General features: G+C 69.9%; 17 protein-coding genes and 1 tRNA gene. 3 read left to right on the top strand and 15 right to left on the bottom strand.

All coding sequences use genetic code 11. The annotated features are described in order from the left end of the window. Positions 1–2: 2 nt before the first annotated feature. From OHA34_RS23700 to OHA34_RS23725, 6 genes are all read right to left on the bottom strand, one after another. Entirely contained in the window at positions 3–590 is a 588-nt protein-coding gene (locus OHA34_RS23700; protein ID WP_329518952.1) for a short chain dehydrogenase, read from the bottom strand. Positions 591–687: 97 nt separating this feature from the next. Further along, positions 688–1,254, bottom strand: a complete 567-nt coding sequence (locus tag OHA34_RS23705; RefSeq protein WP_285939491.1) for a hypothetical protein — start codon at positions 1,252–1,254, stop codon at positions 688–690. A gap of 118 nt (positions 1,255–1,372) precedes the next feature. Further along, the gene (locus OHA34_RS23710; protein ID WP_329518953.1) at positions 1,373–2,080 is read right to left on the bottom strand and encodes a VOC family protein; all 708 of its coding nucleotides are present in this window, start codon (positions 2,078–2,080) and stop codon (positions 1,373–1,375) included. A gap of 65 nt (positions 2,081–2,145) precedes the next feature. Next, positions 2,146–2,796, bottom strand: coding sequence for a hypothetical protein (locus tag OHA34_RS23715; protein ID WP_329518954.1), 651 nt, complete (start codon positions 2,794–2,796; stop codon positions 2,146–2,148). Positions 2,797–2,941: 145 nt separating this feature from the next. Further along, positions 2,942–3,181: a DUF6343 family protein gene (locus OHA34_RS23720; RefSeq protein WP_285939488.1), complete on the bottom strand. Its 240-nt coding sequence runs from the start codon at positions 3,179–3,181 to the stop codon at positions 2,942–2,944. A gap of 160 nt (positions 3,182–3,341) precedes the next feature. Then, positions 3,342–4,274 carry a Gfo/Idh/MocA family protein gene (locus OHA34_RS23725; RefSeq protein ID WP_329518955.1) on the bottom strand — a complete coding sequence of 311 codons (933 nt, stop codon included), beginning with the start codon at positions 4,272–4,274 and terminating at the stop codon, positions 3,342–3,344. A 229-nt stretch (positions 4,275–4,503) separates the two neighbouring features. Between OHA34_RS23725 and OHA34_RS23730 the strand changes: the two genes are divergently transcribed. Together OHA34_RS23730 and OHA34_RS23735 are read left to right on the top strand one after the other, a co-directional pair. Continuing rightward, positions 4,504–5,064 (top strand): SUMF1/EgtB/PvdO family nonheme iron enzyme, encoded by a 561-nt coding sequence (locus OHA34_RS23730; RefSeq protein ID WP_329518956.1) that lies wholly within the window; start codon positions 4,504–4,506, stop codon positions 5,062–5,064. Between the two features lie 6 nt (positions 5,065–5,070). Next, positions 5,071–5,712: a class I SAM-dependent methyltransferase gene (locus tag OHA34_RS23735; protein WP_329518957.1), complete on the top strand. Its 642-nt coding sequence runs from the start codon at positions 5,071–5,073 to the stop codon at positions 5,710–5,712. Positions 5,713–5,865: 153 nt separating this feature from the next. On the opposite strand, the gene OHA34_RS23740 is transcribed toward OHA34_RS23735, so the two are convergent. Then, positions 5,866–5,942 (bottom strand) — tRNA-Ile (locus tag OHA34_RS23740). Positions 5,943–6,033: 91 nt separating this feature from the next. Then, the gene (locus tag OHA34_RS23745) at positions 6,034–6,606 is read right to left on the bottom strand and encodes a DUF3566 domain-containing protein (protein WP_329518958.1); all 573 of its coding nucleotides are present in this window, start codon (positions 6,604–6,606) and stop codon (positions 6,034–6,036) included. Between OHA34_RS23745 and OHA34_RS23750 the strand changes: the two genes are divergently transcribed. Next, entirely contained in the window at positions 6,599–7,390 is a 792-nt protein-coding gene (locus OHA34_RS23750) for a hypothetical protein (RefSeq protein WP_329518959.1), read from the top strand. The genes OHA34_RS23745 and OHA34_RS23750 overlap by 8 nt on opposite strands. A 14-nt stretch (positions 7,391–7,404) precedes the next feature. Here the strand turns inward: OHA34_RS23750 and gyrA are convergent, their stop codons facing one another. The 7 genes from gyrA to dnaA all read right to left on the bottom strand — a co-directional run bounded on the left by gyrA (position 7,405) and on the right by dnaA (position 19,713). After that, on the bottom strand, positions 7,405–9,930 hold the full coding sequence (gene gyrA / locus OHA34_RS23755; protein WP_329518960.1) for a DNA gyrase subunit A: 2,526 nt from the start codon (positions 9,928–9,930) through the stop codon (positions 7,405–7,407). A gap of 52 nt (positions 9,931–9,982) precedes the next feature. Continuing rightward, positions 9,983–11,920 carry a DNA topoisomerase (ATP-hydrolyzing) subunit B gene (gene gyrB, locus OHA34_RS23760; protein WP_285939483.1) on the bottom strand — a complete coding sequence of 646 codons (1,938 nt, stop codon included), beginning with the start codon at positions 11,918–11,920 and terminating at the stop codon, positions 9,983–9,985. A gap of 457 nt (positions 11,921–12,377) precedes the next feature. Then, positions 12,378–12,896, bottom strand: a complete 519-nt coding sequence (locus OHA34_RS23765) for a DUF721 domain-containing protein (RefSeq protein WP_285939482.1) — start codon at positions 12,894–12,896, stop codon at positions 12,378–12,380. A 116-nt stretch (positions 12,897–13,012) separates the two neighbouring features. Continuing rightward, the gene (gene recF, locus OHA34_RS23770; RefSeq protein ID WP_329518961.1) at positions 13,013–14,176 is read right to left on the bottom strand and encodes a DNA replication/repair protein RecF; all 1,164 of its coding nucleotides are present in this window, start codon (positions 14,174–14,176) and stop codon (positions 13,013–13,015) included. A 193-nt stretch (positions 14,177–14,369) separates the two neighbouring features. After that, positions 14,370–15,290 (bottom strand): phosphogluconate dehydrogenase (NAD(+)-dependent, decarboxylating), encoded by a 921-nt coding sequence (gene gnd, locus OHA34_RS23775; RefSeq protein WP_329518962.1) that lies wholly within the window; start codon positions 15,288–15,290, stop codon positions 14,370–14,372. Positions 15,291–15,413: 123 nt separating this feature from the next. Further along, on the bottom strand, positions 15,414–16,547 hold the full coding sequence (gene dnaN / locus OHA34_RS23780; RefSeq protein ID WP_285939479.1) for a DNA polymerase III subunit beta: 1,134 nt from the start codon (positions 16,545–16,547) through the stop codon (positions 15,414–15,416). 682 nt (positions 16,548–17,229) lie between these two features. Beyond that, positions 17,230–19,713 carry a chromosomal replication initiator protein DnaA gene (gene dnaA / locus OHA34_RS23785; protein WP_329518963.1) on the bottom strand — a complete coding sequence of 828 codons (2,484 nt, stop codon included), beginning with the start codon at positions 19,711–19,713 and terminating at the stop codon, positions 17,230–17,232. Positions 19,714–20,034: the final 321 nt, after the last annotated feature.

Below are 20,034 nucleotides of genomic sequence, written 5' to 3' on the forward strand. Positions count from 1 at the left end.
GGCTATCCGCCGAAGGTGAAGGTGTGGCCGCTCGCGGTGCCCTCGACCGCCTGGACGAAGGCGTCCGCCACCTCCTTGGCGGGCGTGCCCTCGGCGGCGTCCAGGCCCATGCTCTCCAGGGTCTCGGCCACCCAGCCGGGGCTGACGGCGTTCACCCTGAGGCCGCGCGGCAGCTCGGTCGCGGCGAAGCGGACGAACGCGTCGAGGCCCGCGTTGGCCAGGGCGCCGAACGAGGCGCCCTTCAGGGACAGCGGGATCACGCCGCTGGTGAGGGTGACCGATCCGCCGTCCGGCAGGTGCCGGAGCGCGGTCCGGACGAGGTGCACCTGGCCGTACAGCTTGCCCTCGACGCCGGGGAGGACGGCGTCGTCGTCGGAGTCCAGCGGGCTGAGCACGCCGCTCGCCGCGCAGCAGACGACGGCATCGGCGTCGGGGACCGTCTCGAACAGCGCGTCGATCGAGGCGAGGTCGTGCATGTCGACGCGCACCGGACCGCGGCGCGACGCGCGGACGACCTCGTGCGCCGGCTCCAGGGCGGCGGCCACCGCCGAGCCGATGGTGCCGGTCGCGCCGATTACGATGATCTTCAAGGGGATACTCCAGAAGTCGACCAAGACAGACAGGTCTGTCTAGTGCAGAGTAGGGAGACAGACCTGTCTGGTCAAATCGGGAGAATCGCCCGGCCGGTCACGGGGCGAACGGGACGCTGAGGCAGCCGGCCCTCGGCTGCGTGCCGTCGGGCAGCGCCGGGTTGTGGATGACGACCGAGCCGGGCTTCCGGTCGTTGGCGAACGTCCATGGGTGCCAGGCCGTCGCGGTCGCGTCCCCCTCGCCGTCGGTGCGGAAGCTGAACCAGATCTCGTTCTGCGGGTTCTCCGGGCCCTTGGGGTCGTTCTTGTAGTGCGCGCCGGACGCGGCGGGATCGGCCGCACAGGGTTTGACGTGCACATGGGCGTTGTAGGCGCTGCCGGGTTCGAGGCCGTGCACCCTGAGCGTCACGCGGCTGCGGCCGGCCGCGCTCAGCGACCGCACCGACGCCCGCGACCCGGCCGGCACCCGCTTGGCGTCGTAGCTGAACGCGCGGGTGGCCTTGGCGGCGGGCAGGAAGGTCTCCCAGACCCGGACCTCGACCCGATCACCCCTCGTCGACGACGCCGGTGCGGCCATGGACGCGGTCGGGGGCAGGACCGCGACGGTACCGGCGGCGACGGCCAGTGCCGCCCCGGCCGCGGGCACGAGGTGACGAACCTTCACGAGCATCTCCTTGCGATGTGGCGGATTGCATGACCACCTCCGTCCATACCCCCGGGGGTATCGCGGGTACCAGCCGACGCTCCGGACTTGACGCTTCCCAGGACAGCGGCCGGACGGCTCAGCCGAGGGCGGCCTCCAGGTCTTCGAGACGGCTCAGCTCGTCGCGCAGGGCGGCGCGGTCCGGGTCGGTGAGATCGGTCGCGCGCACCTCGGCGAGCAGCTCGCGGGCGCGGGACGGGTCGTCCAACCGGACGGCCATGTCGGCGCGCAGCACCGCCGCCTTGACCTGCTGCGGCACGGTACGGGACTCGCCGGACGCCAGAAGGTGGTCGAGGATCCGGGCGGCGGCCCGCGGATCCTCCTTGGAGTCACCCAGCAGCACGGCCATGTGCAGGGCCTTGGCCACCGGATCCCTGGGCACGGGGGAGTGCTCGAAGTCGTCGGAGATCGGCTGGCCGATGCGGAGCTGGTTGCCGTCGGGATCGGTGACCAGGAACTGCCGCACGCCGTAGGTCATGTCCTTCAGCGCCCCGATCCGGGGCAGCCCGCGGGTCGGGACGCGGCCGAGCGCCGTCCTGAGCCCGCCGCGGAACGACTCGTACAGCGCATCGACGCCCGGGGTGGAGATGTAGCACATGTGCAGCGACCCGGCCGGGTCGTGCCGCTTCCAGCCGAAGAACTGGAGGTCGATGTCGCCTCGCCCGACGGTGAGGAAGGGGTTGGGGCTCTTCTGGTACGAGGTCTGCTCGAAGCCGAGAGCCCGGTAGAACCCCCAGGTCTCGTCGATGGACCGGCACGGAAAGATCGGGATCGTCTTCTCGTCCATGCCGGGAGCGTAGGTCGCCACCGCACTTCTAGTCAAACTTGATTAATACGGATGCGCGGACGGTCTCAGAGGTCCGGGAGATCGGCGGGAGGTCGGCCCGCCACCTCGACGCCGCTGAGGTAGTACCAGGAACCGGATGATTCGGAGAACGCCCCGGCGGCGGTGTCGGCTAGATGATCACCTGGCGCCCGGTACGAGGTGGCCGCCGCGAACCGGTGGAACGTCGCCGGTCCGGTCGGGTCCGTGAAGCGCAGCGTCACCGCGAGCCCTTCCATCGGCGAGACCGGCACGGGCACGGGATCGCTGACGGCCTCCCGCCCGGCCGGGACCACCGCGGACGCCGTCCGGCCGAACGTCACGTCCCGGATGCTCTCCGGCCACACCGCGGCGCCGCCCCCAGCCCGGCCGACCGTCGCCGCCGCCACACGAAGCGGCCTGGTCCCGTACACGTTGGAGAGCCGGATCCGGACCCTCTCGCCCCCTGCGCTCGCGCGTACGATCTGCCGTACGGACTGGTCGGAGAATCCCTTTCGCGACCAATCGCCCCCCGCGCCGTCGTCCTCGCCGTCACCGCCCACCGGGCGCTGGACCGCGGTGCTCCAGGCGCTCGTCCACGGCGACGCGGACCTCTCCACGATCCCGGCGATCAGGGCGACGCCCGCCAGCCCGCCGATGAAGAGTTTGGCGGCGCGGGCACCGGGCGTGGCGAGGTCCATGTACCGAATCCCACCTCGATTCCGCCCACGAGGCAGCGGGGCACGCCCCACTCTTCAAGTGGGGCCAACCCCACCCCGGCCACCGCGAACAGGACGGACGGCGGCGGCCCTGTTCGCGGTGGAGCGATGGCGGACGGGCGTCCGGTCAGCGGTGCAGGCGCCAGCCGATGACCGCGAGGTCGATCACGGCCACCAGGCCGAACGCGGCGCAGATGCCCGCCACGACCCGGTTCGCGGGCGGCGAGCCGAGCAGGAGGAAGAGGATCGCGACGACCACCGCGGCGACCAGCGTGACGCCGGACATCACCGCGCGCGTCCGCAGCGGGCTGCGCGCGGTCAGCGGCTCGTCTCCCGCCGGTTGCCGGCGGTGGTCCTTGGCGGGCATCGCGCGCCTCCTGGTCCTTCAGCTCGGGCCGATGAGATCCTCGTGCCCGGGAACGCGCGCGGACACGCCCGCACGCGGCGGACGGCCCGTCCGCAGACCGAAGGTTTGGGCGGGGATGGCCGCATGTTTTCCACAGGATGTGGAAAACCGTCGGCCCTGGTCAGATGCTGCGGCCCTCGATCGCCTCGATCTCCTCCACGACACGCTCGCACAGCTCATGGGTGCGCAGGGCGTCCTCGGTGTGGAACGGCCCGCCGGCCCGCACCGCGTCGAGGAACGCTAGCGCGGCCTGCTCGATGCCGCGCTGCCGCGAGACCGGCTCCCAGTCGCCGCGCCGCCGCGCCGTCACCGCGCCCTGGTGATCGACGACCTCGGCGAGGTTCAGCACCTGGCGCTTGGCGTCGCCGCCCGAGACCTCCACGATCTCCTCGGCCGACCCGCTCGACCGGTTCATGATCCCGAGCGCGGTGAACCCGTCCCCGGAGAGCCGGAGCACCACGTGGTGCAGCAGCCCGTCCCGGACGCGGGCGCTCACCCCGGTGTGCTCGACCGGGCCCGGCACCAGGAAGCGCAGGGTGTCCACGACGTGGATGAAGTCCTCGAACACCACCACGCGCGTCGGCGCGGCCAGCCCCGCACGGTTCTTCTGCATCACGACCAGATCGCGCGCATGGTCGAGCAGCGCCGTGTGGACGGGGGCGTGCCGCCGGTTGAAGCCGACCGTCAGGCCGACCCCCGCGCGCTCGGCGCGCCCGGCGAGGCGCGCGGCGTCGGCGTACCGGAACGCCAGCGGCTTGTCGACGTACGCGGGCACCCCGGCCTCGATCAGCCGCTCGGTGAGCTCCGGGTGCCGGTCGGTCGGGGCGTGCACGAACGCGGCGTCGAGCCCCTGCTCCAGCAGGCCGTCGAGCGTCCGGTGACGATGCGGCAGCCGGTACGCGTCGCCGACCCGGTCGAGCGTGGCGGGGGTGCGGGTGTGCAGGTGCAGTTCCAGGCCCGGCTGTGCCGACAGGACGGGCAAGTACGCCTTCTGTGCGATGTCCCCGAGCCCGATCACGCCGACCTTGAGGACGGCGTCGCTGTTCGATCCCATGATCGTGGACCTTAGCGCCCGCGCCCGCCCCGTTCTCGCCCCACCGGGCCTGTGGATGATCGTCGGACCCGGCCCCGAACCGGCGCCGCCGGCCGTCGTCCACCGGCCGTCCCCAATATGATCTTCGTTATCCTGACCACGGAAAACGCCGCGGGCTGCACCTTCACCCACATCCGGGGCCTTTTATCCACAACCTGTGGACAACGACTCTCCACAGGGCGGCGGTCCGGTGGACCGAGCGCGGGAGATCTGGCGGACGGGCGGAGCGCCGGATACCGTCGCCGCGTTCGAGATCTCCGCGTGCGCGGTGACCAACACCGAGTTCGCCACGTTCACCGAAACGACCGGCTACCGCACCGACGCCGGACGCTGCGGCTGGTCCCACGTGTTCGTTGCGTTCCTCCCAGGCCCGCTCCGCCGCGTCTCCCCCCGCATCGACCGCGCCCCCTGCTGGTGCGCCGTCGAGGGCGCCGCCTGGCACGTCCCAGAAGGCCCTGGATCGTCCCTGGAGGACCGCTGGGACCACCCCGTCGTCCACGTCTCCTGGAACGACGCCATGGCCCTCTGCGCCTGGTCCGGCGACCTTCTCTCCACCGAGCCCGAATGGAAGTACGCCGCCCGCGGCGGGCTCACCGGCAACTCGCCGGTGGCGCCGCTGATGCACCCACGCCGAAGAGCGGACCAGTCCGAGCAGGGCCCGGCATCATGCCAACGGCGACGGCCACCGCCCGTGGTGACAACCAGCGGAACTCGACGGCCCCGCAGCGGGTCGAGGCGGGGGCTAAGGTAGCCCGTCATGACGGCGAGTTCCTCCTATCTGAGTGCGACGGCGGAGGCTTACGACGCTGTCGCCCCCCTTTACGCCGAGCTCGTCCAGGGTGTGCTCGATGACCAGCCACTGGACCGTGCGGCGCTGTCCGTGTTCGCCGAGGTCGTACGGGCTGCCGGTGGTGGACGCGTCGCCGAACTCGGATGTGGCCCCGGGCACATGACGGCGCACCTGCAAGGCCTGGGACTGGACGTCTTCGGTCTCGACCTGTCGCCGGCGATGATCGACATTGCCCGCGAGGCATTTCCCGACCTGCGCTTCGAGGTCGGTTCGATGGATGCCTTGGACCTTGCCGACGAGACGCTGGACGGCGTCATGTCCTGGTACTCCGTCATTCATACGCCGCCGCAGGAGCTACCGGCGTACTTCAAAGAGTTCAGGCGGGTGCTGGCGCCGGGTGGCCACCTCCTGCTCGCCTTCTTCGAGTCCGAGGGCGAGCTGGTGACGCCCTTCGACCACAAGGTCGCGCAGGCCTACCGGTGGCCGATCGATGACCTGGCCGCGCTGGCACGCGAGGCCGGCTTCATCGAAGTCGGCCGGGTGTCGCGCGAGCCTCATCAGCAGGAGCGGCAGTTCCGCCAGGGCCGACTGCTGATGCACCGACGGTAGATGTGCCCTCCGGGGCGACCCGGCGCGCGTCTTCGATAAGAAGATCACCGGTCGGGGCTCGGCAAGGCGGCCGGCGAGCTGTTCGGAGATCCGGAGAGTCGAGGGCTACTGCCAAAAAAGCCCCCACCGGATATCCGGTGGGGGCTTTTGAGCTGGTGGGCCTGGGAGGACTTGAACCTCCGGCCTCATCCTTATCAGGGATGCGCTCTAACCGACTGAGCTACAGGCCCGCAGTGCCGCCGCCCTGGCGGCGCAACGAGAGATTACCGCATCTCGCTGGGCAACCGGAAATCGATTCGGCCGGGCGGCGGCGGGACGATGCTACTCGGCCTCCTTGAGGGTCACCTCGACGCCGCCGACCAGGTCGGCGGCGAGATTGTAGATGACCGAGCCGACCGTGGACAGGGCCGTGATGAGCAGCACGTTGAGCGCACCCACCAGGACCGTGTAGCCGAAGACGCGGATGAACGAGAACCAGTTTCCGGCGTCGATGCCGCCGGTGGTCTCGCCCTGCTGCCGGGTGAGGCTGTTGATAGTGTCGCTGATCGCGTCGAAGACGCCGAGCCCGGAAAGGATCATGTACAGGACGACGACGGCGACCAGCAGCACCACGAAGCAGACCAGCGACATCACGAAGCTGAACTTCATCACCGACCACGGCTCCAGCCGGGCCAGCTGGAGCTGCGCCTTGCGCGCCGACTTGGGTCCGGCCGGACCGTCGCTGCTCGCGGGGGCCGCGGGAGCGGCGTTGACCGAGGGGGCGGGCCTGTCCTTCAGGACGGTGCCGGCGAAGCCCGAGCCCGCGGCTCCGGCCCCAGAACCCGAGGAGCCGGATCCGGACGCCTCACGGCGGCCGAAGGGCTTGCGCGGCTTCTCCGTGCGTCCGGTGGACACCGATCCGGCCGGTTCGGCCGGTTTCGTCCAGCCCCCGGCGGAGGAGTTCGGCCCGGACGAGTTCGAGCTCGAAGTGGCGGACGTCGTGGACCCCGGTCCCGACCCGGCCGGGCGCGAACCGCTCGACCCGGAGCTGCTGGGGCTCGTGCTCCGCGGGCTGCTCGAGTTCGAGGCGCTCGCGCTCGGCGACGTCGAACCGGAGAAGGTCGCGCTCGACGAGCCCGAACCCGGGGTCGTTCCCGGCGCCGCTCCCTTCCCCGACGCCGGAGACGAACTCGAGGACGAGCCGGACGAGGTGCTCCGCCCCGAGGGAGAGGACGTGCCCGTCCCCGAGGACGCCGGGCTCTTGCCCGACGTCGTCGACGAGCCCGAACCCGAGCCGGAGCCCGCAGGCGGGGACGAGGACGAGGAGGAGGTCCCCTTGGTGGAGGTCGTGCTCGACGGCTCGGGCTTCGACGCCTTCGACGGCTTGGAACCGGACGGAAGGTCGGTCGGGAGGTCGGTGGCCGTGTCGTCGAGGGGGGCGATCTCCGCGGGCTTGTCGTCGGCCGCCGGGGGGTCGTCGGAGTCGGTGACCTTCGCCAGGTCGGTCCGCGTCTCGTCGGCGGACTGGATGTCGATGGTCGTCTCGTCGCGGCCCGGCTTGGATGCGGCGGCGGCCACCGTTCTCTTCTTGGGTGTGGCGCCGGAGCCGGCCGCCTTCTTGGTGCGGCCGGCGCCGGACCGGCCCTTGCTCTTGCCGGGCTCCGTGCTCACGTGTCCTCCTGGCCTAGCGGCTCGGTGACGGGGTGGGGGGCGTCACTCACCGTCGCCCCCATCGCCCGCCTCGGCGTCGTCTGAGTCCTCTGAGTCCTCCATGGACTCTACGTTCCTCGCGATGGCGACCACGCTGTCCCCTTCGGCGAGGTTCATCAGGCGGACACCCATGGTCTGCCGGCCGGACTGCTTGATCTCCGCCGCCGTGGTGCGGATGACGCCGGCGTTGGACGTCATCGCGAACACCTCGTCGTCCGGGCCGACCGTCAGAGCCCCCACCAGCCTGCCGCGAGTCTGAACGATCTTAGCGGTGAGAACGCCCTTCCCCCCACGTCCTTGGAGCGGGTACTGGTCGACCGGGGTGCGCTTGGCGTAGCCGCCCTCGGTGGCGATCAGGACGTCGTCGGCGTGGTCGTGCACGACCAGCATGTTGAGGACCTCCTGGTCCTCCTCGAACCGCATCCCGATCACGCCGGAGGTGGCGCGGCCCATCGGGCGCAGGGAGTCGTCGTCGGCGCGGAACCGGATCGCCTGGGCGCCTGTGGAGACCATGAGCAGGTCGTCGTCGGACGAGACCAGCCGGGCCGCGATCACCTCGTCGTCGTCGACCAGGTTGATCGCGATGATGCCGCCGGTGCGCGGCGAGTCGAAGTCGCCGAGCGCGGTCTTCTTGACCTTGCCGCCCTTGGTGGCCAGCACCAGGTAGGGCGCCACCTGGTAGTCGCGCAGGTCCATCACCTGGGCGATGTGCTCGTCGGGCTGGAAGGCCAGGAGGTTGGCCACGTGCTGCCCGCGCGAGTCGCGGCCGGAGTCGGGCAGCTCGTAGGCCTTGGCCCGGTAGACCCGGCCCTTGTTGGTGAAGAACAGGATCCAGTGGTGCGTGGTGGTCACGAAGAACTGGTCGACGATGTCGTCCTGCTTGAGCTGTGCGCCGCGCACGCCCTTGCCGCCGCGCCGCTGCGCCCGGTACAGGTCGGTCTTGGTGCGCTTGGCGTAGCCGCCGCGGGTGATGGTGACGACGACGTCCTCTTCGGCGATGAGGTCCTCGTACGAGACGTCGCCGTCGAACGGGACGATCTCGGTGCGCCGGTCGTCGCCGAACTTCTCCACGATCGGGGCGAGTTCGTCGCCGACGATCCGGCGCTGCCGCTCGGGCGAGCCCAGGATGTCGTTGTAGTCGGCGATCTCGGCCATCAGCTTGTCGTGCTCGTCGGTGATCGCCTGGCGCTCCAGGGCGGCGAGCTTGCGCAGCTGCATGTCGAGGATGGCCTGCGCCTGGATCTCGTCGATCTCCAGCAGGCCCATCAGGCCCTGCTGCGCCTCGGACGCCGACGGCGAGCGGCGGATCAGCGCGATGACCTCGTCGATGCGGTCGAGCGCCTTGAGCAGGGCGCGCAAGATGTGCGCGCGCTCCTCGGCCTTGCGGAGCAGGAACCGGGTACGGCGGACGATGACGTCGATCTGGTGCGCGACCCAGTACCGGATGAACTGGTCGAGCCGCAGCGTCCGCGGGACGCCGTCGACCAGCGCGAGCATGTTCGCGCCGAACGTCTCCTGGAGCTGGGTGTGCTTGTACAGGTTGTTGAGGACGACCTTGGCGACCGCGTCCCGCTTGAGGACGATCACCAGGCGCTGGCCGGTGCGGCCGGAGGTCTCGTCGCGGACGTCGGCGATGCCGTCGAGCTTGCCGTCCTTGACCAGCTCGGCGATCTTCAGTGCGAGGTTGTCCGGGTTGACCTGGTAGGGCAGCTCGGTGACGACCAGGCAGGTGCGGCCCTGGATCTCCTCGACCTCGACGACGGCCCGCATGGTGATCGAGCCGCGCCCGGTGCGGTAGGCCTCCTCGATGCCCTTGCGGCCGACGATCAGGCCGGACGTGGGAAAGTCGGGGCCCTTGACCCGCTGGATGAGCGCCTCGAGGAGCTCCTCGTCATCGGCGCCGTAGTTCTCCAGGAACCAGCGGACACCCTCGGCGACCTCGCGCAGGTTGTGCGGCGGGATGTTGGTCGCCATGCCGACCGCGATGCCGGCCGACCCGTTCACCAGAAGGTTGGGGTACCGCGACGGCATGACGTCCGGCTCTTGCGACCGGCCGTCGTAGTTGGGCGAGAAGTCGACGGTCTCCTTGTCGATGTCGCGCAGCAGCTCCATCGCCAGCGGCGCCATGCGGCACTCGGTGTACCGCATGGCGGCGGCCGGGTCGTTGCCGCGCGAGCCGAAGTTGCCGTTGCCGTCGACCAGCGGGTAGCGCATCGACCACGGCTGCGCGAGCCGGACCAGAGCGTCGTAGATCGCCGAGTCGCCGTGCGGGTGGTAGTTCCCCATCACGTCGCCGACGACGCGGGCGCACTTGAAGTAGCCGCGGTCGGGGCGGTAGCCGCCGTCGTACATCGCGTACAGCACCCGGCGGTGTACCGGCTTGAGCCCGTCGCGGACCTCCGGCAGCGCCCGCGCGACGATGACCGACATCGCGTAGTCGAGATAGCTCTTCTGCATCTCGCCCTGGATGTCGACCGGCTCGACCCGCCCGCCGATCGGAACGCCGCCCTCAGTGGTCACGTCCGTCACCTGTTAGACCTCTTCTACGTCGTGGAACGAAGCTCGACTGCCTGCCGGAGCCTCAGATGTCGAGGAAGCGCACGTCCTTGGCGTTGCGCTGGATGAACTCGCGGCGCGGTTCGACCTCCTCGCCCATCAGGACGCTGAACAGCTCGTCGGCCTGGGCCGCGTCGTCGAGCTGCACCTGGAGCAGGACCCGGTGGTCGGGGTCCATCGTGGTGTCCCACAGCTCGTTGGCGTTCATCTCGCCGAGCCCCTTGAAGCGCTGCACCTGGTCGCGCGGGCGCGGGTCGCGGCGGCCGGCCGCGAGGCCCGCCTCGATGATCGCGTCGCGCTCGCGGTCGGAGTAGGCGTAGGCGGCGTCGGTGCCGCGCGCGTCCCACTTGATCTTGTAGAGCGGCGGCTGGGACAGGTAGACGTGCCCGGCCTCGATCAGCGGCTTCATGAACCGGAACAGCAGGGTCAGCAGCAGCGTGTTGATGTGGTGGCCGTCCACGTCGGCGTCCGACATCAGAATGATCTTGTGGTAGCGGAGCTTGGCGATGTCGAACTCGTCGTGGATCCCGGTGCCCAGCGCGGTGATGATCGCCTGGACCTCGTTGTTCTTGAGGATCCGGTCGATCCGCGCCTTCTCCACATTGAGGATCTTGCCGCGGATCGGCAGGATCGCCTGGTAGTGCGGATCACGGCCGCCCTTGGCCGAACCGCCCGCCGAGTCGCCCTCGACGATGTAGAGCTCGGACCGGGACGGGTCGGTCGACTGGCAGTCCGACAGCTTGCCGGGCAGCGAGGTCGACTCCAGCAGGCTCTTGCGCCGGGTCAGGTCGCGCGCCTGGCGCGCCGCGACCCGGGCCCGGGCCGCCTGGGTGGCCTTGTTGATGACCTCCTTGGCCTCGCCCGGGTTGCTCTCCAGCCAGCCGCGCAGGTGCTCGAAGCACGCCTTCTGCACGAACGACTTGGCCTCGGTGTTGCCGAGCTTGGTCTTGGTCTGCCCCTCGAACTGCGGGTCGGCCAACTTGATCGAGATGATCGCGGTGAGGCCCTCGCGGACGTCCTCGCCGGTGAGGTTGTCGTCCTTGTCCTTCAGGAGCTTCTGCTCCTTGGCGTACCGGTTGACGATGCTGGTCAGCGCCGCCCGGAAGCCCTCCTCGTGGGTGCCGCCCTCGGCCGTGTTGATCGTGTTGGCGAAGGTGTGCACCGACTCGGCGTACGAGGAGTTCCACTGCATCGCGATCTCGAGCGACATGCCCTCGGTGTCGTCGCCGAAGTAGATCACCGACTCGTGCGCCGGGTCCTTCTTGACGTTGATGTAGCGGACGAAGTCCTCGATGCCGCCCTCGTAGTGGTAGCGGACGACGTTCGGCTCGCCGTTGATGTGCTCGGGCCGCTCGTCGCGCAGCGTGATCGCCAGGCCGCGGTTGAGGAAGGCCATCTCCTGCATCCGCCGCGACAGCGTCTCGAAGTTCCACTCGAGGGTCTCGAAGATGGCGGGGTCGGGCCAGAAGGTGATCTGCGTGCCGGTCTCTTCGGTCGGCTCGCCCTGGACCAGGCCCGTCACGGGCCCCTTCCAGTTGTAGGCCTGCCGCCACACGTGGCCGTCGGTCCGGACCTCGGCCTCGAGCCGGGTCGACAGCGCGTTCACCACGGCCGAGCCGACCCCGTGCAGGCCGCCGGAGACCGCGTACGACTTGCCGTCGAACTTGCCTCCCGCGTGCAGGGTGGTCAGCACCAGCTCGATGGCGGGCCGCTTCTCGACCGGATGCTCACCGACCGGGATGCCGCGGCCGTTGTCGAGCACCCGGACACCGCCGTCGGCCAGCAGCGTCACCACGATGTCGTCGGCATAGCCGGCCAGGGCCTCGTCGACCGAGTTGTCGACGATCTCGTAAACGAGGTGGTGAAGGCCACGTTCCCCGGTCGATCCGATGTACATGCCCGGTCGCTTGCGAACCGCCTCGAGACCTTCAAGGACAGTGATCGAACTAGCGTCGTACGCCAAAGGAGATCCTCCTGCCGGGGAAACTCACCGCCCCGCGCCCGAGGGAGCGCGGTGTGCCCCGTAACACACGTAAGGGCGCCCAATGTGCTCTGGTCATGTTCGGTCAGAGCCCCAGGCGACCCATGGCGGCGCAGCATCCTGAACCCGATTTCATTCTACCGGGTCACGGGGCGAAAAGTGGCACTGACGGGCGCTGTATGCGCGTGTGGCGGCCGGGCGGATGTGGAGATGCATCCCCCCATAGCCCTAGGGGGGTCCTCGGGCCTACGGGGCGCTCGCTGCTGAACTCGCCGCCGAGCGTCCCGAACAGATGTTCCCACCGGCCACTGACATTCACGTCACCCTCCCGAGTCGGGACGCCCACCGTCCGTGAACGCCGCACGCCATGATCATGCCCCCGGTCCACCGAGGGACGGGAGTGGAACGGCGTTCTGTGGATAACTTCTGTGAAAAATCTTCAGCGAACGCGCCAGGCGCCCGTCCGGCGCGGCCCCGTGGACGGGCCGACGACCTTCACACGGCGGACGGTCCCGTGGCCCAGTTCCTCGTTCAGCCGGCGGACCAGCGTCGAGGAGAGCAGCCGAAGCTGCGTGGCCCACGTGGTGGAGTCGGCCACCACCGTGAGCTCGCCGTCCTCGAAGCGGTCCGGCTTGGTGTGCTCGGCCAGGTCGGGACCGACGATGCCGGCCCAGTTGCCGAACACGCCGCCGACCGCCGCGCGCTGTTCCCAGCCGCGCGTCGCCATCAGCTCGCGGATCGCGGCGCTGAACGCCTTGGGGTCGCCGCCCCGCCCCGACTCGCGCACGCGCGCGGGCCTCACTCCCTTGCGCTTGCCGCTCTGCCCGGGCAGCGTGCCGCGCTTGAGCGCATCGGCTTTGGCCTGGGCGAGTGCCTCCCGAGCAAGCTCGATCCCCGACTTCGCCGGAACCCCGCCGGCCGCATCCCCTGCGGCGCCGATGCCGTCCGTCTTGTCCATGCCGGCCGTCCCGGCAGCGCCAGCCGCGCCGCCGCTGCCGGACGGGGCGGGGGATTCCGCTTGATTCGGGGAATTCACCGGACCGGGGGAGTTATGCACATCCTGTGGATCATCGTTCACGCGCTCTCCCCTTCGGGAGGCGGCGTGCCGCAGCCGGGCTCCCGGGTGACCTCGCCGTCGGCGACCGTGTAGGAGTTGCCGGTCAACTCGACCGGGACATCGGCGGGGACGGCCGCGGTGATGAGGACCTGCTCGGCCGGCGCGACCATCTCGGCGAGGCGGCGGCGGCGGCCCGCGTCCAGCTCGGCGAACACATCGTCCAAGATCAGCACGGGGTCGTCGCCGTCCGCGCGCAGCAGATCGAACGCCGCCAGGCGCAGCCCGAGGGCGAACGACCACGACTCCCCGTGGCTCGCGTACCCGCGCGCGGGCAGCTCGCCCAGCCGCAGGACGAGCTCGTCGCGGTGCGGGCCGACCAGGCTGACACCGCGTTCGAGTTCCTGCTTGCGCGACTCGGAAACACCCGTCAACAGCTGCTCGGCAAGCTGTGCACGGTCTGTGGACAACTCGACGTCGCCAAGCGAACTCTTGTAGAGAAGGTCGGCGTCACCGCCACCGGGCGCGAGCGCCTCATACGCGCGGGCGACCAGGGGACGTAGCGCCGCGACCAGCTCCAGCCGAGCGGCGAGCAGCTCGGCGCCGTTACGGGCGAGGTGCGAATCCCACACGTCGAGTGTGGCCAGGACCTCGGGTCCGGGGGACCTGCGGTGTGCTGCCGCGGACTTCAGCAGGGCGTTGCGCTGTTTGAGGACCCGGTCATAGTCGGACCGTACGCCCGCGAACCGCGGCGCGCGCGCGGTGAGCAACTCATCCATGAACCGGCGGCGCTCTCCCGGGTCGCCCTTCACCAGGGACAGGTCCTCTGGGGCGAACAGCACGGTGCGCAGCATCCCCAGGATCTCGCGCGGCCTGGGAACGGGGGAGCGGTTCAACCGTGCCCGGTTGGCCTTGCCCGGGTTGATCTCCAGCTCGATCAGCGCTTTGCGCTCGTCCTTGACCACTCCGGCCCGGACGATCGCCCTCGGCGCCCCCTGCCGGACGAGCGGCGCGTCGGTCGCGGCCCGGTGGCTGCCATGGCTGGCGACGTAGCCGATGGCCTCGACGAGGTTGGTCTTGCCCTGCCCGTTCGGGCCCACGAACGCGGTGACGCCCCGCTCAAGCGCGACCTCTGCGGTCGCGTATGAGCGGAAGTCCTGGAGCGAGAGGTGGGCGACGTGCACGGGACACGAGGGTAGAGCCTCCCGGCCGCCACGTCGGCCACAAGTCCCCCGCACATCCCTCCCTTAGGCGCACGTAACGTTCCGCCACGCCGTCCCGTACAGGCGTCCCACCAGACCGCAGGCCGCTCACAGCCAGGCGGACCGCCCTACGAGACCACCGCTGTACGGGGACGGCGCCGAGCATGACAGCGCGTTAGGCGGGAGGTGGGGTCGCGTCGGTGCCAGGAGCGCCGGCGCCCTTGGCCGACTCGACCGCGTGCCCTCCGAACTGGTTGCGGAGGGCGGCCACCACCTTCATCGCGGGGGAGTCGTCCTGCCGGGACGAGAACCGGGCGAAGAGGGACGCGGTGATCGCGGGTAGCGGCACCGAGTGGTCGACGGCGGCCTGGACGGTCCAGCGGCCCTCACCGGAGTCGTTGGCGTATCCACGGAGCTCGTCGAGCTGTGGATCGTCGGCGAGCGCCCGGTTCATCAGGTCGAGCAGCCACGACTTGATGACCGTGCCCTCCTGCCAGCTCCGGAAGGTCTCCGGCACGTCGGTCACCACGTCGCTGGCCTCGATCAGCTCGTAGCCCTCGCCGAACGCCTGCATCATGGCGTACTCGATGCCGTTGTGGACCATCTTCACGAAGTGCCCGGCGCCGACCTTGCCCGAGTGCACGAAGCCGAACTCGCCCTCGGGCTTCAGCGTCGTGAAGACCGGCATCAGCCGCTTCACGTCGTCGTCGCTGCCGCCGACCATGAGCGCGTAACCGTTCTCCAGGCCCCAGACGCCGCCGCTCACACCGCAGTCGACGAACCCGATGCCCTTGCCCGCCAACTCCTCGCCGTGCTTCTGGTCGTCCACATAGTGCGAGTTGCCGCCGTCCACGACGACGTCGCCGGATTCGAGCAGTTCCCCCAGCCTGTGGACGGTGTCGTGGGTCGGACCACCGGCCGGCACCATGACCCAGACCGCACGCGGCGCCGCGAGCCGTTCGACCAACTCCTCGATCGACCCGACGTCGCTCACGCCGGGATCGCGGTCGTAGCCCACGACGGTGTGACCGCCGCGGCGCAGACGTTCGGCCATATTGCCGCCCATCTTGCCCAGGCCGATGATCCCCAGCTCCATGCTCGACTCCCCTGTGCGTATGCGTAGACCTGCGAGGGTGGCTCCCCCGCACGGGTGGGTCCCCCGATCTCCCCGAAAACCCCCGATATGCCTTTGTACCGTCCCTTACCCGGACGGTCGCACCTACCCGGACAGTCGCACGGGCATGATCAGGTAGCGGTAGTTAGGGTTCTCCCCGTCCTGCGGCGGCTTGCCGGTGAGCACGGCGGGCTTGGTCGGGGTCGTGAACGAGAGCCGGGCCGTGTCGGAGCCGATCGCCGACAGCCCGTCGAGCAGGAACCCCGGGTTGAAGGCGATGTCGATGTCGTCGCCCTCAAGCGTCGCCTCAAGCGCTTCGACGGCCTGGGCCTCATCCCCGGTCCCGGCCTCCAGCACGACCTCGCCCTGGCTGAACGAGAGCCGCACAGGGGTGTTCCGCTCGGCCACCAGCGATACCCGCTTGACGGCCTCGATGAACGAGCCGGTCTGGATCTCGGCCAGCCCCGCGTACTCGCTCGGCAGCAGCGAGCGGTACTTGACGAAGTCGCCGTCCAGCAGCCGCGAGGTCGTGCGGCGCCCGCCGCCCTCGAAACCGATCATCCCCTCGCCCGCGCTGCCCGCGTCCGTACCGGCGAGGGCGATGGACACCTCCGCGCCCGCGGTGAGCGACTTGGCGGTGTCGGCGAGGGTCTTCGCCGGGACGAGCGCCACTGCGGAGAAGTCCGGGCGCTCCGGCTTCCAGTGCAGCTCCCGTACGGCCAGCCGGTACCGGTCGGTGGACGCCAGGGTGACGGTCTCGCCCTCGATCTCCACCCGCACGCCCGTGAGCATCGGGATGGTGTCGTCCTTGCCCGCGGCGATCGCGACCTGCGCCACAGCGGCGGCGAACTCGTCGCTGCCCACAGCGCCGGCGGCCGGCGGCATCTCCGGCAGTGTCGGGTAGTCCTCCACAGGCATGGTGAGGAGTGTGAACTTCGCGCTGCCACAGCGGAGCATCACCTTCGCCCCGTCGGTCGTCACCTCCACAGGGTGGGGAGGCAGGCTGCGCGAGATCTCGGCGAGGAGGCGGCCGGACACCAGCGCGGTCCCCGGCTCCTCGACGTCGATGTCGGTGGACACCTGCGCCGAGACCTCATAGTCGAACGCCGACAGCTTCAGCCGGTCGCTCGCCTCGATGTGCATGCCGGCGAGGACGGGCACCGGCGGCCGGACCGGGAGCGTGCGTGCGGTCCAGGCCACGGCGTCGGCCAGGGCGTCTCTGTCGATGCGGAACTTCAAGGGGACCCGCCTCCTGCAGGTTTCAACAACGGTGAGCCGGACGGGGCCTGGTCGGGACGCTCGGAGCGCTTCATCCCCAGGCCCTAATTTGAGTTGAGATTTTTCTTGGATAGAGAAGTAGAGCAGTACTAGTCATAGGGGCGGTGGACAGTGTGGATATCCCTCGTTTTCCCAGGTGAGACCGTCTATCTTCGTCCACCGGTGCTGTGCATGACCGGTGGACGGCGCGGCGCCGCCTGAGGATGACGAGAACATCCCCACAGTCTGTCCTCACCTCATCCACCGGTTGTCCTCAGGTTGTCCGCAGGTTTTCCAGATGCTCGCGGGCACCCGGCGGCGACCGGGGCCGGCGGCGGGCGTCGTCCCCAGGGCGTCCCCAGGTCTTCCCCAGGTTGTCCACGGATTCGTCCCCATGATGCCGGGTGGTCGTCCCCAGGCGGTCCACAATCCATCCACGAGTCGTCCTCAGGTTGTCCGCAGGTTTTCCCCTGGTTATCCACCGGGATCCCCAGAGTTATCCCCAGGCTGTGTGTACAGAGCCCCTTCCGGATGGCCTGCGATACGCCCGCAAGGCCGCTTTTCTGGGCCTTTCTCACTGGCCGGGCGCGCGCCGCCGCCGACCCCCTCCGGGGCCCGTGTGAGGGGCGTTCCAAGGCCGTGCCTGAGGCGCGGGCGGGGCCGGTCAGCGCTTGCGCGCCTGATGCTTGATACGGCCCGTCAGCTCTGTGACCTGGTTATAGATGGCGCGGCGCTCGGCCATCAGCGACCGGATCTTGCGTTCGGCGTGCATCACCGTGGTGTGGTCGCGACCGCCGAACTGCTGCCCGATCTTGGGCAGGGACAGCTCGGTGAGCTCCCGGCACAGGTACATCGCGATCTGCCGTGCGGTCACCAGCATCCGGGACCGCGACGGTCCACAGAGGTCCTCGATCGTCGTCCCGAAGTACTCCACAGTCTGAGCCATGATCATCGCGGCGGTGATCTCGGGTCCGGAGTCGTTGGGGATGAGGTCCTTCAGGACGATCTCCGCCAGCTTCATGTCCACCGACTGGCGGTTGAGGCTGGCGAACGCCGTCACCCTGATCAGGGCCCCCTCCAGCTCGCGGATGTTCGTCGCGATCTGGGAGGCGATGAACTCCAGCACGTCCGGCGGCGCCGCCAGACCCTCCTGGCGGGCCTTCTTCTGGAGGATCGCGATCCGCGTCTCCAGCTCGGGCGGCTGGACGTCGGTCGTGAGCCCCCACTCGAACCGGTTGCGCAGCCGGTCTTCCAGCGTCACCAGCTCCTTGGGCGGCCGGTCGCTGGAGATGACGATCTGCTTGCTCGCGTTGTGCAGGGTGTTGAACGTGTGGAAGAACTCCTCCTGCGTCTGCTCCTTGCCCTCTAGGAACTGGATGTCGTCGACGAGGAGAATGTCGACGTCCCGGTAGCGACGTCGGAATCCGTCGGCCTTACCGTCGCGGATGGAGTTGATGAAGTCGTTGGTGAACTCCTCGGAGCTCACATAACGGACGCGTGCCCCGTTGAAGAGGCTTTGCGCGTAATGGCCGATCGCGTGCAGCAGGTGCGTCTTGCCCAGCCCAGAGTCGCCGTAGATGAACAGCGGGTTGTACGCCTTGGCCGGCTGCTCGGCGACGGCCACCGCCGCGGCGTGCGCGAACCTGTTGGACGACCCGATGACGAACGTCTCAAAGGTGTACTTCGGGTTGAGCCTCGCGTGCTCGGCCCCTGCGCCCTGAGCCGCGCCGGAACCGCCGCCCGGAGGCGGGGGTGGCGCCGCGCCCGTTCCGAGCCCGCCGCGGGGCTCACCGGGGCCGCGCCCTTCGCGCACGTCACGGTCACGGGGATCACGGTCACGAGAATCACGGTCGAGGTCGCGGTCCCGGTCGCGGGGATCCCGCCCATCGCGCGGCTCCCCCGATCCGCCAGGGCCCCCAGGACCACCGGGCCCGCCCGGACCACCTGGACCGACCAGGCCGGCCGCCGCGCCGGCCGCGCCGCCGCCTGGAGGACGTGTCTCACGCAGGTCGCCGGGGCCGCGCGACTCACCGGGCCCACGATGCTCGGCCGGCTCGCCCTCTCGGAAGGGGCTCTCACCGCGGTACTGCTGGTCTTGGCTCGGGTACATGTCCTCGGCATGGCCGAGCTGCCCCTCAGCGCCGGAATCCCCCTGGCCGAGGCCCGGACCGGCCCCAGGACCGCCGGGTCCACCAGAGCCCCCCTGACCGCCGGAACCGCCGGGACTGCCCGGGCCGCCGGGAGCATGTTGCGGCTCTCGGCCCTGCCCCTCGGAACGGCCGCCACGAAGCGGCCCAAGAGTGCGGTCGTTCAGATGTGAGGGTGCGTGCGGCTGCCGTCCTGGACGCTCGCCATAGCCGCCCTGATCGCTGTAGCCGCTCTGCTCTCCGTACCCCTCGGACCCGCCGACGCCCTGCCCTCCGCGTCCCGGGTAGCCCTGCCGTCCCTGTCCCTCGAACGGAGAACGTCCGCCGGGGCCCGCGCCGTACGCCGGAGGGCGGGTCGCCGCTCCCGGGTAGCCGCCGCCGTGTTCGCTGTCACGCTGCGGCCACCCGCGGTCGTCGTCGGCCGAGGGATATCCACCGTTCGCCCCGGGGCTGTGGGTAACTCCGGGCGGCTGGCGGTAGCCCTGGTCTCCGAAGCCGCCTTGTTCGGGATAACCACCCTGTTCCGGGTAGCCGGTCTGGTCGCCGTACCCCGGGTCCTTGTAGGGCTGCTCCGGGTAGGCGCGCTCGGTATAGGAGGGGTCGCCGTACGGCTTCTCCCCATAGGAACGGTCACGGTCGTCGTATGGACGCTCTCCTGTATAGGACGGCGCCGACTCGTGGTGTCCCTGCCCCTGTCCGGAGGCCGGCCCTGGGCCGGGGCCCTGTTCACCCGTCCCACCGGGGGGCTCCGGCTGGACGGTCACCGCAACGCGGATCTCCCTGCCCAGCTCATGCGACAGGGCCTGCGTGATCAGGTTGCGCAGCCTTGTTTCCAGGGCGTCCTTGGCGAATTCGTTCGGCGCGGCTAGGAGCGCCGTTCCCTCGACCAGCGCGAGCGGACGGACCATCGGCAGCCAGGCGCGGTAGCTCGGGGCGAGATCGCTCTCCGAGAGGGCCGTGAGGGTCCGGGCCCAGACCGATCCGAGATCCTGACCGTCCATGCGCAAGGTCCCCTCCCCAATACTCCGTGCCCCGGAGTGCCTGTCCGCCCGGCGTTTCCCACGGGTACGGCCCATCTCTGTGGGCACGCTCGCGCCGCGGGAGACTCACTCTCTCATGAGTTGTCCACAGAGTTGTCCACATGCTGTGTACGAACACGGGACGCCTGTGTAAAAGCCCATAGCGGAGGGGCTGGGCAGGTGGTGTCAGGGAATCCTCAGGTTTCCACAGCCGCCGAGCGGCGGGCCCTTAGAGGATCTGGAAGCCGGTTGAAGGACCACGAGAGTGGATCGGCTCGCCGGGCGACACTAACGCCCTGCGGC

Source organism: Spirillospora sp. NBC_01491 (genome assembly GCF_036227065.1).
GTDB lineage: Bacteria > Actinomycetota > Actinomycetes > Streptosporangiales > Streptosporangiaceae > Spirillospora > Spirillospora xylanilytica.

Coding starts and splice junctions, on each gene's coding strand:
- OHA34_RS23710 (WP_329518953.1), bottom strand. CDS start 2,080: ATGGACGAGAAGACGATCCCGATCTTTCCGTGCCGGTCCATCGACGAG.
- OHA34_RS23715 (WP_329518954.1), bottom strand. CDS start 2,796: ATGGACCTCGCCACGCCCGGTGCCCGCGCCGCCAAACTCTTCATCGGC.
- OHA34_RS23720 (WP_285939488.1), bottom strand. CDS start 3,181: ATGCCCGCCAAGGACCACCGCCGGCAACCGGCGGGAGACGAGCCGCTG.
- OHA34_RS23725 (WP_329518955.1), bottom strand. CDS start 4,274: ATGGGATCGAACAGCGACGCCGTCCTCAAGGTCGGCGTGATCGGGCTC.
- OHA34_RS23735 (WP_329518957.1), top strand. CDS start 5,071: ATGACGGCGAGTTCCTCCTATCTGAGTGCGACGGCGGAGGCTTACGAC.
- OHA34_RS23765 (WP_285939482.1), bottom strand. CDS start 12,896: ATGGACAAGACGGACGGCATCGGCGCCGCAGGGGATGCGGCCGGCGGG.
- gnd (WP_329518962.1), bottom strand. CDS start 15,290: ATGGAGCTGGGGATCATCGGCCTGGGCAAGATGGGCGGCAATATGGCC.
- dnaA (WP_329518963.1), bottom strand. CDS start 19,713: ATGGACGGTCAGGATCTCGGATCGGTCTGGGCCCGGACCCTCACGGCC.